The organism is Bradyrhizobium sp. USDA 336, assembly GCF_044908355.1.
Classification (GTDB): Bacteria; Pseudomonadota; Alphaproteobacteria; order Rhizobiales; family Xanthobacteraceae; genus Bradyrhizobium; species Bradyrhizobium yuanmingense.
This window is the reverse complement of sequence record NZ_JBIYDC010000002.1, coordinates 6,526,081-6,540,897: the sequence shown is the minus strand read 5'-3', so window position 1 is coordinate 6,540,897 and position 14,817 is coordinate 6,526,081. Positions and strand designations below refer to the sequence as shown.

Sequence of the window (14,817 nt, the reverse complement as noted above, 5' to 3'; positions counted from 1 at the left end):
CTGACGCCCTCATTGACGTGACGAGAAGAATTGGAGCGTTCAGCGCAACTTCTTCTTGGACCGGTCAAATCGCCGGGACGCGCAATTTATGACATCTCCCGCGGCGGAATGCAGCCGGGTGGAACCGGAAAATCGCCAAGTGTGGCTAACCGGTGATAGGATGGCCAATCGCCGCGGACATATCGAGTAAGGTTACCTCCGGCTCGAAATTTGCATTCCGCCGCCTTCGCGCTATCATCGGCGATCGGGAATATCGTTCTTTTTTCAGGCGTTTACGAATTACCGGGGCCCGCCGCGCTTCCAAGCCACGCGCCGCCGCCAGCCAAACGATAAGGCCAGAGTGCTGCCATGAGTACCGAAGGCCCCATCGCATCGCCGACCATGCCGCCGCCCCGGCGCCCCAAGGTGATCAAGACCAACCAGCAGCAGGTTCTCCTCTACGTCGTGCTGACCCTGCTGCTGTCGTTCGCCACCGTCTGGGCCGGCCGCACGCTGGTGCACAATTCGGAGACGCTGACCTTTGCCGTCGGCGGCCCCAACAGCGATGAGGCGCTGTTCGCGGCCAAGCTCGCCGCCCTCCTGAAGAACAACGCGTCGCGCTTGCGGATCAACATCGTCAACAACGCCGACAATGCCAAGGCGCTCGCGCAGTTCGACCGCAGGCAGGCCGACCTCGCCGTGCTGCGCACCGACGCCAAGGTGCCGCTGCGGGCGCGCACGCTCGCGATCCTCGAGCACGATCTCGTGCTCCTGCTCGGTCCCGGCAACAAGAAGATCAAGTCGCTGGCCGAATTGAAGAAGAAGAAAGTCGCGGTCGTCGCCGAGAACGAATCCTCGCTCGCCTTCGTCCGCAGCATCCTCGACGTCCCCGATGGCCCTGAGGCTGCGAAGATCCAGATGGCGCCGCAGGGCGCGACGCTCGACAAGCTGTTCGCCCCGGCCAACGGCTTCAGCGCGGTGATCGCGATCGTCCACGCCTCGAAGGCGGTCCGGGACAAATCCTATGAGCAAGCCGCCAAGCGCGGCGGCTTCACACTGAACACCATCGAAGAAGCCAAGACGCTGGCGCGCAAATTTCCCGGCATTTCCGACGAGACCGTGACAGCCGGCTCGGTGTCGACATCCCCGCAGATTCCCGACGACGATCTCGACACGATCGGTCTCGAATGGCTGCTGGTCGCGCAATCCCGGATGTCCCCAAGCACGGCCGGCGAGCTCGCCCGCACCGTCTACGAGAACAAGTCGGCGCTCGGGCTCGACAACGGCTTTGCCACCAGGATCGAACCGGCCTCCGTCGAGAAGGACGCCTTCGTGATCGCGCATCGGGGCGCCGCCGACTACATCAACGACGACACCAAGTCGTTCCTGGATAAGTACAGTGACGTGATGTATCTGGGCGTCGCCGCGCTCAGCATCATCGGCTCGATCTTCGCGGCGATCTACGCCAAGATCACCCGCATCGCGCCGGAGAAGGCCAGCGAGCTCTCGACCGCCATCCTCGACATCGGCGAGCGGATCGAGCACGCCCACTCGCTGGATCAGCTCGAATGTCTCCAGGATGAGCTCGAGACCATCTTGCGCGGTGCCGTCATCGGCCTCAGGGACGGCACGATCAGTACCGACGGGCTCGACACCTTCAAGCTCGGCTACGAATTCGTCCGTGACGAGATCGGCATGCGCCGCGACTATCTGAAACGTCATGCCGGCGAAGCCGACAAGACGGTACGCGATGCCGGCCCGGCTCCGTCGGACGACAGCAATGTCGTGGTGGTGAAGACCGCCCAGAGCGCCTGACCCGCCGGATTGGGCAACCCACCCACCACGCTCGTGTTCCGGACAAGCCGCAATGCCGAAGGCGTTGCAGCGCTGAGCCTGGACCCAGGAGCCGCAGTTTCCGCTGGTCGAGCCCCGGCTCTGCAGCGCATCACTCCGTGCTGCGCTGCGTCCGGGGCACGAGAGTGAGGCTATGCTCCCGACCGATCGCTGCCGGCCGTCTGGAACCCTGCCCATCCGCAACCGTTGGTTTCCGGTTGCAACCGGAGAACGCGGCATGCGTGCCCTCCTCATCATCCTCCTTCTGGCAATGCTGGCGGCGGCCGGCCACTTCGCCTATTCCGCAATGGCGGTCGAAGGTGAGCCGATCCCGACGGAAGGCTATGTGGCGCTGGCGCTGGGCGCGGGGTTCTCCGTCATCGTCGGCGTCGGGCTGATGGTGCTGCTGTTCTTCAGCAGCCGCCGCGGCTACGACGAACCGCCACATTTCAGGTAGGGCACCTCGCCAGGGACAGCGGCGTGGACGGCAGGCCCGGTGCAGCGGCGCGGCAAACGACCGGCGCCGTCGTTGACGGCCTCCGCCCGAGCGGGCACTTTGGCGCCGACAACGGAGACGAGAATGTCGGACACAGCCGACGCAGCTTCCAGCCCCCTGCTCGAAATCATCGGCGCCCGCGCCACCATCCGCCTCAACCGGCCCAAGCATCTCAACCGGCTCCAGGCCGAGGATCTCGACGCGCTGACGAGATTGTTCGGCCGGGTCGAGGCCGACCCTGATATTCGCGTGCTGGTGCTGACGGGCACCGGGCGAGCCTTCTCCGCCGGCTACGATCTCAATTCAGTCGCGGAACGCGCGGTCAGCGCGAGCGAGCAGCAGAGCGCGGGCTCGGCCTTCGAGGCGGTGGTCAACCGGCTCGAGGATCTCGGCGTGCCGACGATCTGCCGGCTCAATGGCGGCGTCTATGGCGGCTCGACCGACCTCGCGCTCGCCTGCGATTTCCGCATCGGCGTCGATACCGCGGAAATGTTCATGCCGGCGGCGCGACTTGGGCTGCACTACTACCCGAGCGGCATCAAACGCTACGTGACTCGCCTCGGCATGGACAATGCGAAAAAGCTGTTCCTCACCGCGCAGAAGATCGACGCTCCGGAGATGCTGCGTATCGGCTATCTCACCGCGATGGTGCCGGTGGACTTGCTGGATCAGGAGGTCGACAAGCTCGCTGCGATCCTCGCCGGCAACGCCCCGGAGGCGATGCGCGGCATGAAGCGGGCGATCAACGAATTCGCCCGCGGCGAGCTCGACGAAGGCGCCGCCGACCGGCGCCACCGCGACAGCATGCGCGGCGACGAGATCAAGGAAGGCATCAAGGCGTTCGCCGAGAAGCGGGCACCGCGATTTTGACGCCCTCTCATCCACCCGCCGCGGCGGCATGCTGCGCCGCCATCTCCGCATCTGCGGCATTGATGCGCTGGAACGCCGGCCGCGCCGTCATGCGCTCCGCATAGCGGACGAAGACATCCTTCTTCGGCACGATGCCGAACATCATGGTCCAGCTGAAGGCGACGCCCCACAATACGTCGGCCGCCGTCATGCGCTCGCCGAGCAGATAGGGCCCGTTCGCCAGCTGGGCCTCGAGCGCACCCAGCATCGTATCGTAATCGGCATAGGGCGATTGCGTGATCGGCGCCGGCTCTCGCTGCATGAACTTGTCGATCAAGGCCGGTTCGAACGACGACCCATAATAGGCGATCCAGCGCAGATAAGGCCCGCGCAGCGGATCGTTCAGGGCGGGGGTCAGCCCCGCTTGCGGGAACAGGTCGGCGAGATAGATGGTGATCGCGACCTGCTCGGTCACCAGCGCCTCGCCGTGGCGAATCGCCGGCACCTTGCCCAGCGGGTTGACGGCGAGATAGGCGGGCTTGCGCTGCTCGCCGGCCTTCATGTTGAGGACATGGAGATCGTAAGGAGCCCCCAGCTCCTCCAGCAGCATCCGCGTGCCGGTGGCCCGCGACTGCGGCGAATAGAACAGGGTGATGCGGTTCGGATCGGTCATGGCAATCTCCATCTGGCCGGCTGGCGATGGCGCCGCTTGTAGCGGACCATACCTGACATCCTCTGTCAGGTATGGTCTAAGGGATCATGCGCGCGAGCCGAATGATGTCGATTCTCACCACCCTTCAGGCCAGGGGGATGGTTACCGCTCCCGAGCTCGCGGCGGCCTGTGAGGTCTCGGTGCGCACGATCTATCGCGACATCGACGCGCTCGCGGCGTCCGGCGTTCCCGTTTACGCCGACCGCGGCGCGGAAGGCGGCTATCGCCTGCTCGACGGCTATCGCGTGCGACTGAACGGGCTGTCGCAGAGCGAGGCGGGCGCGTTGTTCCTGGCAGGATTGCCGGGCCCGGCCGCCGCGCTCGGGCTCGATGCCGCGATGATCGCCGCCCAAAACAAGCTGATGGCGGCACTGCCTCCGAATTTGCGCGAGGATGCCGGGCGGATGCAGGAGCGTTTCCACCTGGACGCGCCCGGCTGGTTCGGCGAAGCGGAAGACCCGAAGCACCTGCGCACCATCGCCGGCGCCGTACTGCGCGGGACGCTGATCAGGATTCGGTACCAGAGCTGGCGTGCTGAGAAGCAGCGCCGCGTCGCGCCGCTCGGCCTCGTGCTGAAGGGCGGCAGCTGGTATCTCGCAGGACAAGTCGACGGCAGCGTGCGCACCTATCGCGTCGCACGCGTGCTCGACTGCACAGCCCTCGGCGACCGCTTCGATCGTCCCGCCGGCTTCGACCTCGCCGCCCATTGGCGGGCCGCGACGCTGCGGCTCGAAGCGGAGATGCATCCCAATGTCGCGATCGTCCGGCTGTCGCCGTTCGGCGTGAAGCTGCTCGGCGCGCTGAGCCAGCCCTATGTCAAGGCACGCACGCAGCTCGAGGAGTCAACCGATGCAGACGGCTGGCGCATTGCGCGCGTGCCGGTCGGAAAGACATCGTGGCATGCCGCGGCCGAACTCCTGCGGCTCGGCCCGGAAGCCGAAGTCCTTGAACCGGCCGATCTCCGCGACAAGATGGCCGAGCTGACGCAGGCGATGGCCGCGCGGTATCGCGCGGCGCAGAAAGCCTGATCGCGGCGCATTCTGCCGCAGCCGACGAAACATTCCTGAAACACGATTCTTCCCGCTTGCCATGAACGCGATCGCGTCTCGTCTCGACGGAAATGCAGGGACGCAACAATGGCCCTAGCGCCGAATGGAGAATGAAGATGTTTCGTAAGCTTGCACTTGGTCTGATCGCCGCCGGCTCGCTCGGCGTTGCCGCTCTCGCCCCCACCGCGGCCTCGGCCGGCGGCTTCCATCACCATCATGGTCATCACCACTGGGGTCCCGGCTGGGGCTTTGGCGGTATCTACCTCAACACCGGCGTCAGCAATTGCTATCAGGAGCGCCTGGTCCGGACCCGTCACGGCCTGCGCGTGCGCGTCGTGAACGTCTGCGCCTACGGGATCTACTGATATCTCGATATCCCGACAAAGCTCCGGTCGCATCGCGGCCGGAGTTTTGCGTTGAGCTAGCCGGCCTGCCGCTGCCGGCGAAACCAAGCCCAGGTCTCGCGCGTCGTTCTGATGTAACCGCGGCCGCGATGGACGATCTCGCCGTCGACAATCGCGTTCAGCTTCGGCAGGGCGTGAAAGGGGATCGAGGGATAAGCGTGGTGCTCGACATGATACGGCATGTTCCACGCGAACCATTTGACGATAGCACCGGTGTAAGTCGTGCGGGTGTTCTGAAAGGCGCTGCGGGTGCGGTCGCAACCGGTATGCTCGGCGTAAAGATAGGGCCGCAGGAAGAACTGCCCGATCACGAGCGGCACGATCCAGACCCAGAGCAGCAGCGCTGAAGAGAACCACAGCGACAGCGCGAACAGCAGGGCGTAGAGCGCGACATAGGCGCGCGCCTCGGCAACGATGGTGCTGCGCTTGCTCTCGGGAATCCATGGCACGACGACCTTGCCGGTGATCGCGTGGCCGAGCATCAGCCGCAGACGGCCGGCGACCTGGAGCAGGCCGCTATAGGCGAGCGCAAGCTGGGTGTCGGACGTCGGCTTCACGCCAACGATCAGCTCGGGATCCCTTTCCGGGTCCTGCGTGTAGCGATGATGGTCCCAGTGAAACAGACAGTAATATTCGTAAGGCAGCCCGATGATGAACGCCGAGAGATAGCCGACGCCGAGATTGAGGCCCCGGCTCCTGAACGCCGTCTTGTGCGCGGTCTCGTGCACCGCCATGAACAGGAAGGCGACGACATAGCCCTGCACCACCATCAGCGGCAGCGCCCAGAGCGCGCCCCAGCTCGACGAAACCTTCCAGATCAGCGCGCCCACCAGCACAATCACGCCGTAATGGCCGAGGCTCTGCACCGCACCTCTGATGTTGGAGCGAACCGACAATTCGCGCAGCGTGGTGGGCGTCAGGGGCTTCAGGCGATGGCCGGCGTCCGTTGCGTCGCTCATGATCGATTGCGTGCCCTACTTGCGGAGAAGCTCGGCGATCTCGGCCTTGATGAAGGCCTGGTCGCGGGGATTGTTGATGGGGTTGCCGGCGCGGTGGCCATGCAGCGATGGGATCGGATGCAGCACCGCCGATCTCGCGTTGACGAGCTTGCCGAGCTCGTCCTCGTTGTCGTGCACGTCGAAATAGCGGTCGGTCGCGCCCGGCATCAGCAGCATGTGTGCCTTGATCGCCGCCAGCGCGCGATCGAGATCACCGGCGAATGCCACACACCGACTAATGTCGCCACGCTGCCAGATACCGATCTGCGCCAGAAGATCGTTGGCATCGCGCCGCGCGAAGGTCGCATCCCAGGCGCGGACGAGATAATCCTCGAGTGAAGTGAAGCCGGCCTCGCGCCAGAGCTCGTCGCGATAGAAGCCGTGCGACATCGCCCAGCCGGCATAGACGCGTCCCATGGCGCGGTGGCCGGCGACGGGTTTTTCGACGAAACGGCCATCGCGGAAGGCGGGATCGGCCGTGAGCGCGGCCTTCACGCCTTCGAGGAAGACGTAATTATAGGGTGCGCAGCGGGCGCTGCCGCAGACGACCGCGGCGCGCTCGACCATGTCGGGATGCAGCGCCGCCCAGTGATAGGCCTGCATGCCGCCCATCGACCAGCCATAGACCAGAGCAAGCTTCGAGATGCCGAAGCGTTCGGTGAGCAGGCGGTGCTGGACCGCGATGGCATCGTGATAGGTCACCTCGGGGAAGGGCGCGGGCGTGTTCGAGGGCGAAGACGATAGGCCGTTGCCGAACAGGTTCGGGATGATGATGAAGTAGCGCGTGGGATCGAGCACGCCGTCGGGGCCGATCAGCCATTCAATGTCGGTATGCTGCGCGCTGAACGAGGTCGGATAGAGGATGACGTTGTCCCTGGCCGGGCTCAGCGTGCCGTAGGTCTTGTAGGCGAGCTTCAGGGAGGGAAAGACGGTCCCGGATTGGAGCGCGACGTCGCTAGCCTCGAAGATCTCGTCATCGCGCTGCACCGTCATGCACTCAGCTCCCGCTCACCTTCCCGGCGTCCGCGATGCATCGATCATGCCGGCTTTCACCGGACGTGTCGCTTTCCTTATAGTGTACTTTTAGTACAGTTATTAGAGGCCGGCAAGATAAATCCGATCCGCAACCCGTCTCAGGCGATGGCCGCGAGATAGCGCGCGACCGACGCAGCAAACGCCGCCTTGGCACCGCCGGCGATGTTGCGGCCCCACCAAGCGCCGTAGATCCGGTCGAAGGCGAGCGGCTCGACAGCCGACGCGATCCGCCGTACCGCAGCGGCGTTGAGCGGCATGTAGTTCGGGTAGGAATACATGAAGCTGACGAAGCGCCGGTCCATCGTCACCTGCGCGATATCTCCCGTGAGCAGCGCGCCCTTGCCGTCCGCACCACGCGCATAATGCAGCACGGTGGCGCCGGCGAAGTGGCCGCCGGTGCGCAGCAGCAGCACGTCGTCGGAGAGTCGATGGCTTTCGCCGGTCCAGTGCACGATCGCCGGGTGAGGTCGCGTGACGAAGGCGCGATCGTCGGCATGCAGATAGACCGGCACGCCACCGAACCTGTCGCTCCAGTCGGCGGCCGCGCCATAATAATGCGGATGCGAGATCGCAATGGCCTTGAGGCCGCCGAGCGCCGCGATGTGGTGGATGGCCTCGTCGCTCGCGAGTGGAATGCAGTCCCACATCACGCAGCCGCCGCCGTCGGGCACCAGCAGCGCGCGCTGCCCGATGGCGAAGCTCGGCTCCATGCCGATCCCGGTCAGGCCGAGATCGTCGCGCCCCACCAGTCGGTGCTTGCGCGCGAGCTCCTCGCGCGTGAGGAAGGCTTGACCGTCCCAGCCGACGAACTGGCGCTCGTCCTCGCAGATCGGACAGGCCGCAGGGGGATTCCCGCTATCCGGGAATTGAGCGCCGCAGGTTGCGCAGGTCCAGAGGGGCATCGCGCTGATCCATCGTGAGTCCATTCTTGCAAGACATGACGTCGCGCGCGCCGGATCGCAAGAGCAACCGGAACCAACGCCATGAGAGCAGGTTAAGTTCTGGTCCGCCCCGGGCGCCCGCAGCGCCCGCCGAGCCCGTCTCATGCGAGATCCGATTCGATCGGCAGCATCAAGTTCAGCGTCTCGATGACATCGCGCCCTTCAACGTCTCGCATCTGGCCCCTGTTCGCGCTCAATTTCTTCATGGCCGACATGCAGTCGGGCATCGGGCCGTTCGTCGGGGTCTTCCTTCAGGAACGCGGCTGGGCGACCGGCCTGATCGGCACGGCAATGACGATCGGCAACGTCGCGGGCATGCTGGTCACGACTCCGATCGGCGGCTTCATCGATTCCAGCCGCAACAAGCGGCTGTGGGTGATCATTCCCGGCATCTGCGTCGTTTCGGCGTCCGCAATCATCCTGATCTCGCAAAACTTCTGGGCGGTGACGTTCTCGCAAGTCGCGCAATCGCTGGCGAGCGCCGCAATCGTGCCGGCCGTCACGGGCATCACGCTCGGTATCGCCAAGCAGAAGGGCTTCAATGCGCTCAATGGCCGTAACCAGGCCTACAACCACGCCGGCAACATGGTCGGAGCCGCGCTCTCAGGCTATCTCGGCTACAAGTATGGCTATTTTGCCGTGTTCGCGCTGGCGGCCCTGTTCGGCGCCATCGCGATCGCTTGCGTGCTGATGATTCCAGCCAAGGCGATCGACGACCGCGCCGCGCGCGGCAGCAAGGAGGAGGATTCCAAGGCGCCGCCGGATGCGATGACGATGCTGCTGAAGCACAAGGCGTTGCTCGTGCTTGCTCTCGCCCTCGCGCTGTTCCACCTCGGCAATGCCGCGATCGTGCCGCTGTACGGACTTGCCGCGGTCGCCGAGGGACAGGCCAACGGCCCGAGCTTCGTCGCAACCACCGTGGTGATCGCACAGGGCGTGATGATCGTCACGTCGCTGATCGCGATGAAGGCCGCGAGCAAGCGCAATTACTGGCCGGTGATCCTGGTGTCTTTCATGTTCTTGCCGGTCCGCGGCGTGCTCGCGTTCTTCGTCACGGGATGGTGGGGCGTGGTGCCGATGCAGGTGCTCGACGGCATCGGCACCGGACTGCAAACGGTCGCCGTCCCCGGCATGGTCGCGCGCTCGCTCAACGGCACCGGCCGCATCAATCTCGGCCAGGGCGCCGTGATCACCGTGCAGGGTATCGGCGCGAGCCTCAGTCCCGCTCTCGGCGGCTGGATCGCGCAATGGATCGGCTATGGGCCGACCTTCCTGCTGCTCGGCGGCTTTGGCCTGGCGTCGATCGCGCTGTGGCTGGCCTTCAGTGCGGCGGTGAAGAAATATTGAGCGACAGCGCCGTATGGCGGTCGCGGCGCAACGTGCCCGCCTTCGATCTGCCCAATAAGCAGGCTGCGGCACCTCGTCGCTGGCTCAGCGCGTAGGTGCGAGTGGTTTTTCGCGCAATCTGGCGCTTTTCCAGTTGCCGCATCCCCGGCGCGCCGACGAAAGTGCGGACCGCAATGAATCGGCAATAGGCGTTCCGGCGATCGATGACCCAGCCGCAGCTCTCATTCGATGGCGACCCGAACGGTGCGGCCTATGAGCAATGGCGCGAGCAGTTTTGCCGTCAGGTAGCGAACGTCGATTTCGTGCCGGTTGGTGAAGGGCGCGTTCACCGAACCATTGCGCCTGCCATTCTTCCCCGCCTCAGACTCTCGGCCTCGTTCGGCACGCCGATGTCCTTCGTGTCATTGGGAACGAACGACGAGTTGGTGATCACGACGTCGCCCAATTCGGCATTGCGTGGGGCCATGGGGAAACGGCCACTGGAGGTCGCCGCCGGCGACATCACGATCGGCGATCCCTCGATCAAGGGGGCCCAAATCACGCAACTGGCGTATGGTAATTTCCAGACCGCGCTGCTGCCGCGGAAAGCTCTGCTGCGCGCCTGCCCGAATGCCGAGGACCTAATCGCGGGGTCGATCTCCGGCGCCAACCCGATCACATCGATGTTCCTGCGATATTACGACCTCGCACACGCGCACGCGGACAAGCTCGCGCCGGCGGAGCTCGATGCGGTCTCGCAGCACCTGTTCGACCTCGCCGTCCTGATGCTCGGCGCACGCGGCGATGCCGCCGAAGAGGCTCAATTGCGCGGCCTTGCGGCGGCGCGCTTCGAAGCGCTCAAGTCCGACATCCTGGCGCAGCTGGACAGCCCCGCATTGTCGCTGTCCGACCTCGCAGCCACGCACCGCATCAGCGCGCGCACGATCCAGCTACTGTTCGAGAAGGCCGGCATCACCTATAGCGGCTTCGTGTTGGAGCAACGATTACTGCGCGCCGAGCGGCTGCTGCGAAATCCTGCAATGCGCGGCCGCAAGATCATCGAGATCGCGCATCTCGCGGGATTTCACGACGTCTCCTACTTCCATCGCGCATTTCGCCGCCGTTTCGGAGCGACGCCCGACGATGTCAGGAAGCTGGCTGGCGAGGCCGAATAGGCGAATTCGCCGTGACGGCGCCGGAACGGCGCCTGCTAGGTCCCAAAACTCTTCTGCACCGCCTTGTCGAGCGTCTCGCCGCCGACGAAGCGCTGGCGCAGCTCGCGCTTGAGCAGCTTGCCGCTCGGATTCTTCGGCAGGGCGTCCACGAAGATCACGCGCTTGGGCACCTTGAAATGGGCCATGTGGCCGGCGCAATGCCTGATGACGGCGTCTTCGTCGAGCTTCGCCCCGGTCTTGACCACGACGATGGCGGTCACGGCCTCGATCCAGCGCGGATCGGGCAGGCCGACCACCGCGACCTCGGAGACCTCCGGAATGCGATAGACCATCTCCTCGACCTCGCGGCTCGCGACGTTCTCGCCGCCGGTCTTGATCATGTCCTTGACGCGGTCGACCACGGTGATGTGGCCTTCCTCGTCGACGGTGGCGAGATCGCCGGAGTGAAACCAGCCGCCGGCAAATGCCGCCGCAGTCTTGACCGGATCGTTGTAATAGCCGGAGAGCAGATGCGGCGAGCGATGCACGATCTCGCCGACTTCGCCGACCTTGACATCCTCCATCGCCGTGTTGACGACGCGCGGTCTCGACATTGAGCACGGGCTTGCCGGCGGAGCCGGCCTTGCGGAGCTGATCCTCCGGTCGCAGCACGGTCGCGAGCGGCGCGATCTCGGTCTGGCCGTAGAAATTCCAGAACTTGACCGCGGGCAGACGGCGCTGCAATTCGAGCAGCACCTCCACCGGCATGATCGAGGCGCCGTAATAGCCCTTCTGCAAGGTCGACAGATCGGTCTTGTCGAAGTTCGGCGAGCGCAGCATCGCGATCCAGATCGTCGGCGGCGCGAAGAACGAGGTGATCCTGTGCGCCTGGATCAGCGCCAGGATGTTGTCGGCGGTCGGCTTGCCGGTAATTACGCCGGAGGCGCCGAGATACACCTGCGGGCCCAGGAACACATCCAGCTGCGCGCAATGATACAGCGGCAAAGCGTGCAGGAACTTGTCCTCCACGCTCATGCCGCCGTCGATGATGCAGCTGACATACTGCCACATCACGGCTTCATGGGTCAGCATCGCACCCTTCGGCAGCGATTCCGTGCCCGAGGTGTAGACGATCTGCGCGAGATCGCGGCCGTCGACCGAGGCATCCAGGAACGAGCCGTCGGGATGCAGGAGATCGTCGAAGCTGGTGAGGTCTGCAGGCGGCACGGCCGGATCCTCGCCCGGCAGCCAGATCATCTTCTCGACCGCGCAATCCTTTGCGCTCGCCGCGCGTGCCGGACCGACGAAATCCGGTCCGGTCGCCAGCAGCTTTGCGCCGGAGCTCTTCAGGATGAAATTGATCTCGTCCGGATTGAGCATGAAGTTGATCGGCACCAGCACCGCGCCGATCCGCGCCGCCGCGAAGCGTAGCGCCGCAAAGGCGTGCGAGTTGCGGGAGAGCACGGCGAGACGGTCGCCCTTGCCAACGCCGAGGCTGAGCAGGCCGCGGCCGAGCCGGTTGCAGATCGCATCCATCTCGGCAAAGCTCCAGCTGACATCGCCGCAGCTCACCGCGAGCTTTTTCGGCTCGCGGCCTGCGGAGCGGCGCAGGAGATCGCCGATGGAATGCTCGCGCGCTTTCGAGATGGTGGCTGCAATGTCGCCGGTCATTTCTTCCCCGTGGAATTTTCGTTCAGCACAAAGGCCGCGAGCTTTCGTGTTTCGCGGACCGTAGTCGGCGCTGTCAGCGACGTCAAATTACACGCGGGCAAATAAAACCCGCGAAAACAACCCCATGCACAGTAGACGGTGGCTGCAAGATCAATGGGTTAGGTGGGAAGCGGGATTGGGTGTGAGTCGGGCAGGATTTCAGGAGCCAAAAAGCCAAGGGACAGTGGTTCCACTCGCCCGTCCGGCGCGCCTAAGCGAGCCGAGGAGAATTGGCCGCGATGGTTGCTCCCATCCGAATGACGTCTCCCGTGATTTGCTTCGTCGGGCAAAACAGGAGCATAGTGGCATCATCGCGGTTTGGCACTCCAAGCTCAATTACCCCGCCTGACCAGCGGGCATTCACTGTCAGCGAGCGAAGCGTAGACTTCGCCGCTCGGAATTTTCTCGAGCACGTTGTAGTACTCCCAGGGTGCCTTGACCTCGGACGGATCCTTCACCTGCACAAGGTAGAAGTCGTGCACGAGCTTGCCGTCCTCGCGCAACCGCGCGCCGCGTGCGTAAAAATCGTCGACGGACGTCGCGCGCATCTTCTCCAGCACTGGATCCGTTGCATCCGTGCCTACGGCAGCGACTGCTTTCAGATAGTGGCTGACGCCGGAATAGACCGCGGCTTGCGGTGCCGTGGGCATGGCGTTGCGAAGCTTGAAGAAGCGCCGGCCGAACGCCCGGCTCTCGTCATCCAGCGCCCAGTACCATGCCGTCAGCGTGGTCAGGCCCATGGCGATTTTCGGGCCCATGGCATGAACATCGGTGTCGAACATCAGTTCGGCCACGGGCTTCTGGTTTCCCGTGTTCATGCCGAACTCGTTCCACTGCTTCATCAGGTTGACCAGCTGATCGCCGGCATTGGCGAAGGCGATCGCCTTCGCGCCCGACGCCTTCGCCTGCAGGATGAACGAGCTGTAGTCCGCGTTGCCAATCGGGTGATACACCGCGCCGAGCGACTTGCCGCCCGCGGCCGCCAGCACGCGCTGCGATTCCGACACCATGTTCTTGCCGAACGCGTAATCGGCCGCGATGAAGAACCAGGTGTCGTAGCCCTGGCTGACCAGGGTGCGGATCGGTCCCGACACCAGATTGTAGGAATCGTGCAGCCAGGCCAGGCCGCTTCGCGAACATTGCTTGCCCGTCAATTCGGTGGTCGCCACCGCCGAATAGATCGCAATCTTGTTCTTGTCGCGCGCCAGCGACTGGATCGCCAGCCCCACGGCCGAATTGGACACGTCGGCGACCATGTCGACGCCGTCGACGTCGAACCATTTCCGCACAATGCCGACGCCGATATCAGGCTTGTTCTGATGATCGGCGGCCAAGATCTCGACCTTGATCGACGGCACTAATTTCTGAAAATCTTCCGCCGCCATCTTGGCTGCCGCAACGGAGCCCGATCCCGACAGGTCGGACAATGGCCCGGTCTGGTCATTGATGATGCCGATCCGGACCACACTACCGGAGAGTTCGGCGGCGCGAGTGGGCGGACAAGATGCGATGAAAGTCCCAACGACGAGAAGGGTAGCGATGCGGCCGTGCCAGTTCATGCGAACACCTTTCCAATAGTGGCGCTTGTGGCTTTCCTCCCTGTGCCGAACGGGCTTAAGCTGCCGTTGCTTTCGCCTTGAGTTTAGAAACTGCCTTCTGCACCGCGGCTGCGCGCTTTTGCAGCCAAGGTTCGGCCTCGCGGCGCATGCGGGAAATCAGCTCACGCGGCGCATTCTGCACGGTGATGTCGAACGGCGGCTGCGGCTGATATTCCAGCATCAACTGGAGATTTTTCGCAACGTCTTCGCCGCAGAGCTCGGCGGCGACCTGAAAACCGAAATCGATACCGGCGGTGACACCGCCGCCGGAAATGCGGTTGCGGTCAACCACGACGCGTTCGTCGACGGCGATGGCGCCAAAGGCAGCAAGCTGGTCGCTCATCAGCCAATGGCAGGCTGACCTGTATCCGTCGATCAGGCCTGCGGCGCCGAGGATCAGACAGCCGGCGCAAACCGAAGTGATGTAGCGTGCCGATCCACCCTTGTCGCGAACGAAGGCAATCACCTCGTCATCGTCCATGGTGGCGACCTGTCCCGGGCCGCCGCCGATGCAGAACACGTCCAGATCCGGGCAGTCGGCGAACGTCGTGGTTGGCAGCAGCGGAAGACCGACGTCGCTGACGACAGGCTCGATACGCTTCCACAACAGGTGCATGCGGACGTTCGGCAGACGGGCAAACACTTCGAAAGGTCCGGTGACGTCCAGCTGCGTCATCCCGGGATAGTACAGAATTCCGATTTCGATCCGCTTGCCGGACATTGAGCCCTCCTA

General features: G+C 64.4%; 13 protein-coding genes and 1 pseudogene. 7 read left to right on the top strand and 7 right to left on the bottom strand.

Translation table 11 applies throughout. The features are described 5' to 3' along the window. Positions 1 to 348: 348 nt before the first annotated feature. The 3 genes from ABIA45_RS31655 (at position 349) to ABIA45_RS31645 (ending at position 3,178) form a co-directional block, all read left to right on the top strand. Complete coding sequence (locus ABIA45_RS31655) at positions 349 to 1,794, top strand: TAXI family TRAP transporter solute-binding subunit (protein ID WP_157283126.1); 1,446 nt, start codon at positions 349 to 351, stop codon at positions 1,792 to 1,794. 256 nt (positions 1,795 to 2,050) lie between these two features. Further along, positions 2,051 to 2,269 (top strand): hypothetical protein, encoded by a 219-nt coding sequence (locus ABIA45_RS31650; RefSeq protein WP_404654739.1) that lies wholly within the window; start codon positions 2,051 to 2,053, stop codon positions 2,267 to 2,269. 123 nt (positions 2,270 to 2,392) lie between these two features. Continuing rightward, positions 2,393 to 3,178 carry an enoyl-CoA hydratase/isomerase family protein gene (locus ABIA45_RS31645; protein WP_404654738.1) on the top strand — a complete coding sequence of 262 codons (786 nt, stop codon included), beginning with the start codon at positions 2,393 to 2,395 and terminating at the stop codon, positions 3,176 to 3,178. Positions 3,179 to 3,185: 7 nt separating this feature from the next. On the opposite strand, the gene ABIA45_RS31640 is transcribed toward ABIA45_RS31645, so the two are convergent. Beyond that, positions 3,186 to 3,830, bottom strand: coding sequence for a glutathione S-transferase family protein (locus ABIA45_RS31640; protein WP_271545955.1), 645 nt, complete (start codon positions 3,828 to 3,830; stop codon positions 3,186 to 3,188). 86 nt (positions 3,831 to 3,916) lie between these two features. Between ABIA45_RS31640 and ABIA45_RS31635 the strand changes: the two genes are divergently transcribed. Both ABIA45_RS31635 and ABIA45_RS31630 read left to right on the top strand, forming a co-directional pair. Continuing rightward, a complete protein-coding gene (locus ABIA45_RS31635) occupies positions 3,917 to 4,897 on the top strand; it encodes a helix-turn-helix transcriptional regulator (RefSeq protein WP_404654737.1) in 981 nt (326 codons plus the stop codon). A 137-nt stretch (positions 4,898 to 5,034) separates the two neighbouring features. Beyond that, entirely contained in the window at positions 5,035 to 5,283 is a 249-nt protein-coding gene (locus tag ABIA45_RS31630) for a hypothetical protein (protein ID WP_028138614.1), read from the top strand. A gap of 56 nt (positions 5,284 to 5,339) precedes the next feature. On the opposite strand, the gene ABIA45_RS31625 is transcribed toward ABIA45_RS31630, so the two are convergent. The 3 genes from ABIA45_RS31625 to ABIA45_RS31615 form a co-directional block, all read right to left on the bottom strand. Next, a complete protein-coding gene (locus ABIA45_RS31625) occupies positions 5,340 to 6,281 on the bottom strand; it encodes a fatty acid desaturase (RefSeq protein ID WP_404654736.1) in 942 nt (313 codons plus the stop codon). 15 nt (positions 6,282 to 6,296) lie between these two features. Next, the gene (locus tag ABIA45_RS31620; RefSeq protein WP_275497718.1) at positions 6,297 to 7,313 is read right to left on the bottom strand and encodes an alpha/beta fold hydrolase; all 1,017 of its coding nucleotides are present in this window, start codon (positions 7,311 to 7,313) and stop codon (positions 6,297 to 6,299) included. A 140-nt stretch (positions 7,314 to 7,453) separates the two neighbouring features. After that, a complete protein-coding gene (locus ABIA45_RS31615; protein ID WP_404654735.1) occupies positions 7,454 to 8,257 on the bottom strand; it encodes an MBL fold metallo-hydrolase in 804 nt (267 codons plus the stop codon). A 186-nt stretch (positions 8,258 to 8,443) separates the two neighbouring features. Between ABIA45_RS31615 and ABIA45_RS31610 the strand changes: the two genes are divergently transcribed. After that, positions 8,444 to 9,643: an MFS transporter gene (locus ABIA45_RS31610; protein ID WP_404654734.1), complete on the top strand. Its 1,200-nt coding sequence runs from the start codon at positions 8,444 to 8,446 to the stop codon at positions 9,641 to 9,643. Between the two features lie 203 nt (positions 9,644 to 9,846). Continuing rightward, positions 9,847 to 10,797 carry an AraC family transcriptional regulator gene (locus ABIA45_RS31605; RefSeq protein ID WP_404654733.1) on the top strand — a complete coding sequence of 317 codons (951 nt, stop codon included), beginning with the start codon at positions 9,847 to 9,849 and terminating at the stop codon, positions 10,795 to 10,797. A gap of 35 nt (positions 10,798 to 10,832) precedes the next feature. Here the strand turns inward: ABIA45_RS31605 and ABIA45_RS31600 are convergent. The 3 genes and pseudogenes from ABIA45_RS31600 to ABIA45_RS31590 form a co-directional block, all read right to left on the bottom strand. Then, positions 10,833 to 12,447, bottom strand: a pseudogene (locus tag ABIA45_RS31600) (acyl-CoA synthetase). A gap of 371 nt (positions 12,448 to 12,818) precedes the next feature. Further along, entirely contained in the window at positions 12,819 to 14,045 is a 1,227-nt protein-coding gene (locus tag ABIA45_RS31595; RefSeq protein ID WP_404654732.1) for an ABC transporter substrate-binding protein, read from the bottom strand. Positions 14,046 to 14,100: 55 nt separating this feature from the next. Next, entirely contained in the window at positions 14,101 to 14,805 is a 705-nt protein-coding gene (locus ABIA45_RS31590; RefSeq protein ID WP_157283137.1) for a DJ-1/PfpI family protein, read from the bottom strand. Positions 14,806 to 14,817: the final 12 nt, after the last annotated feature.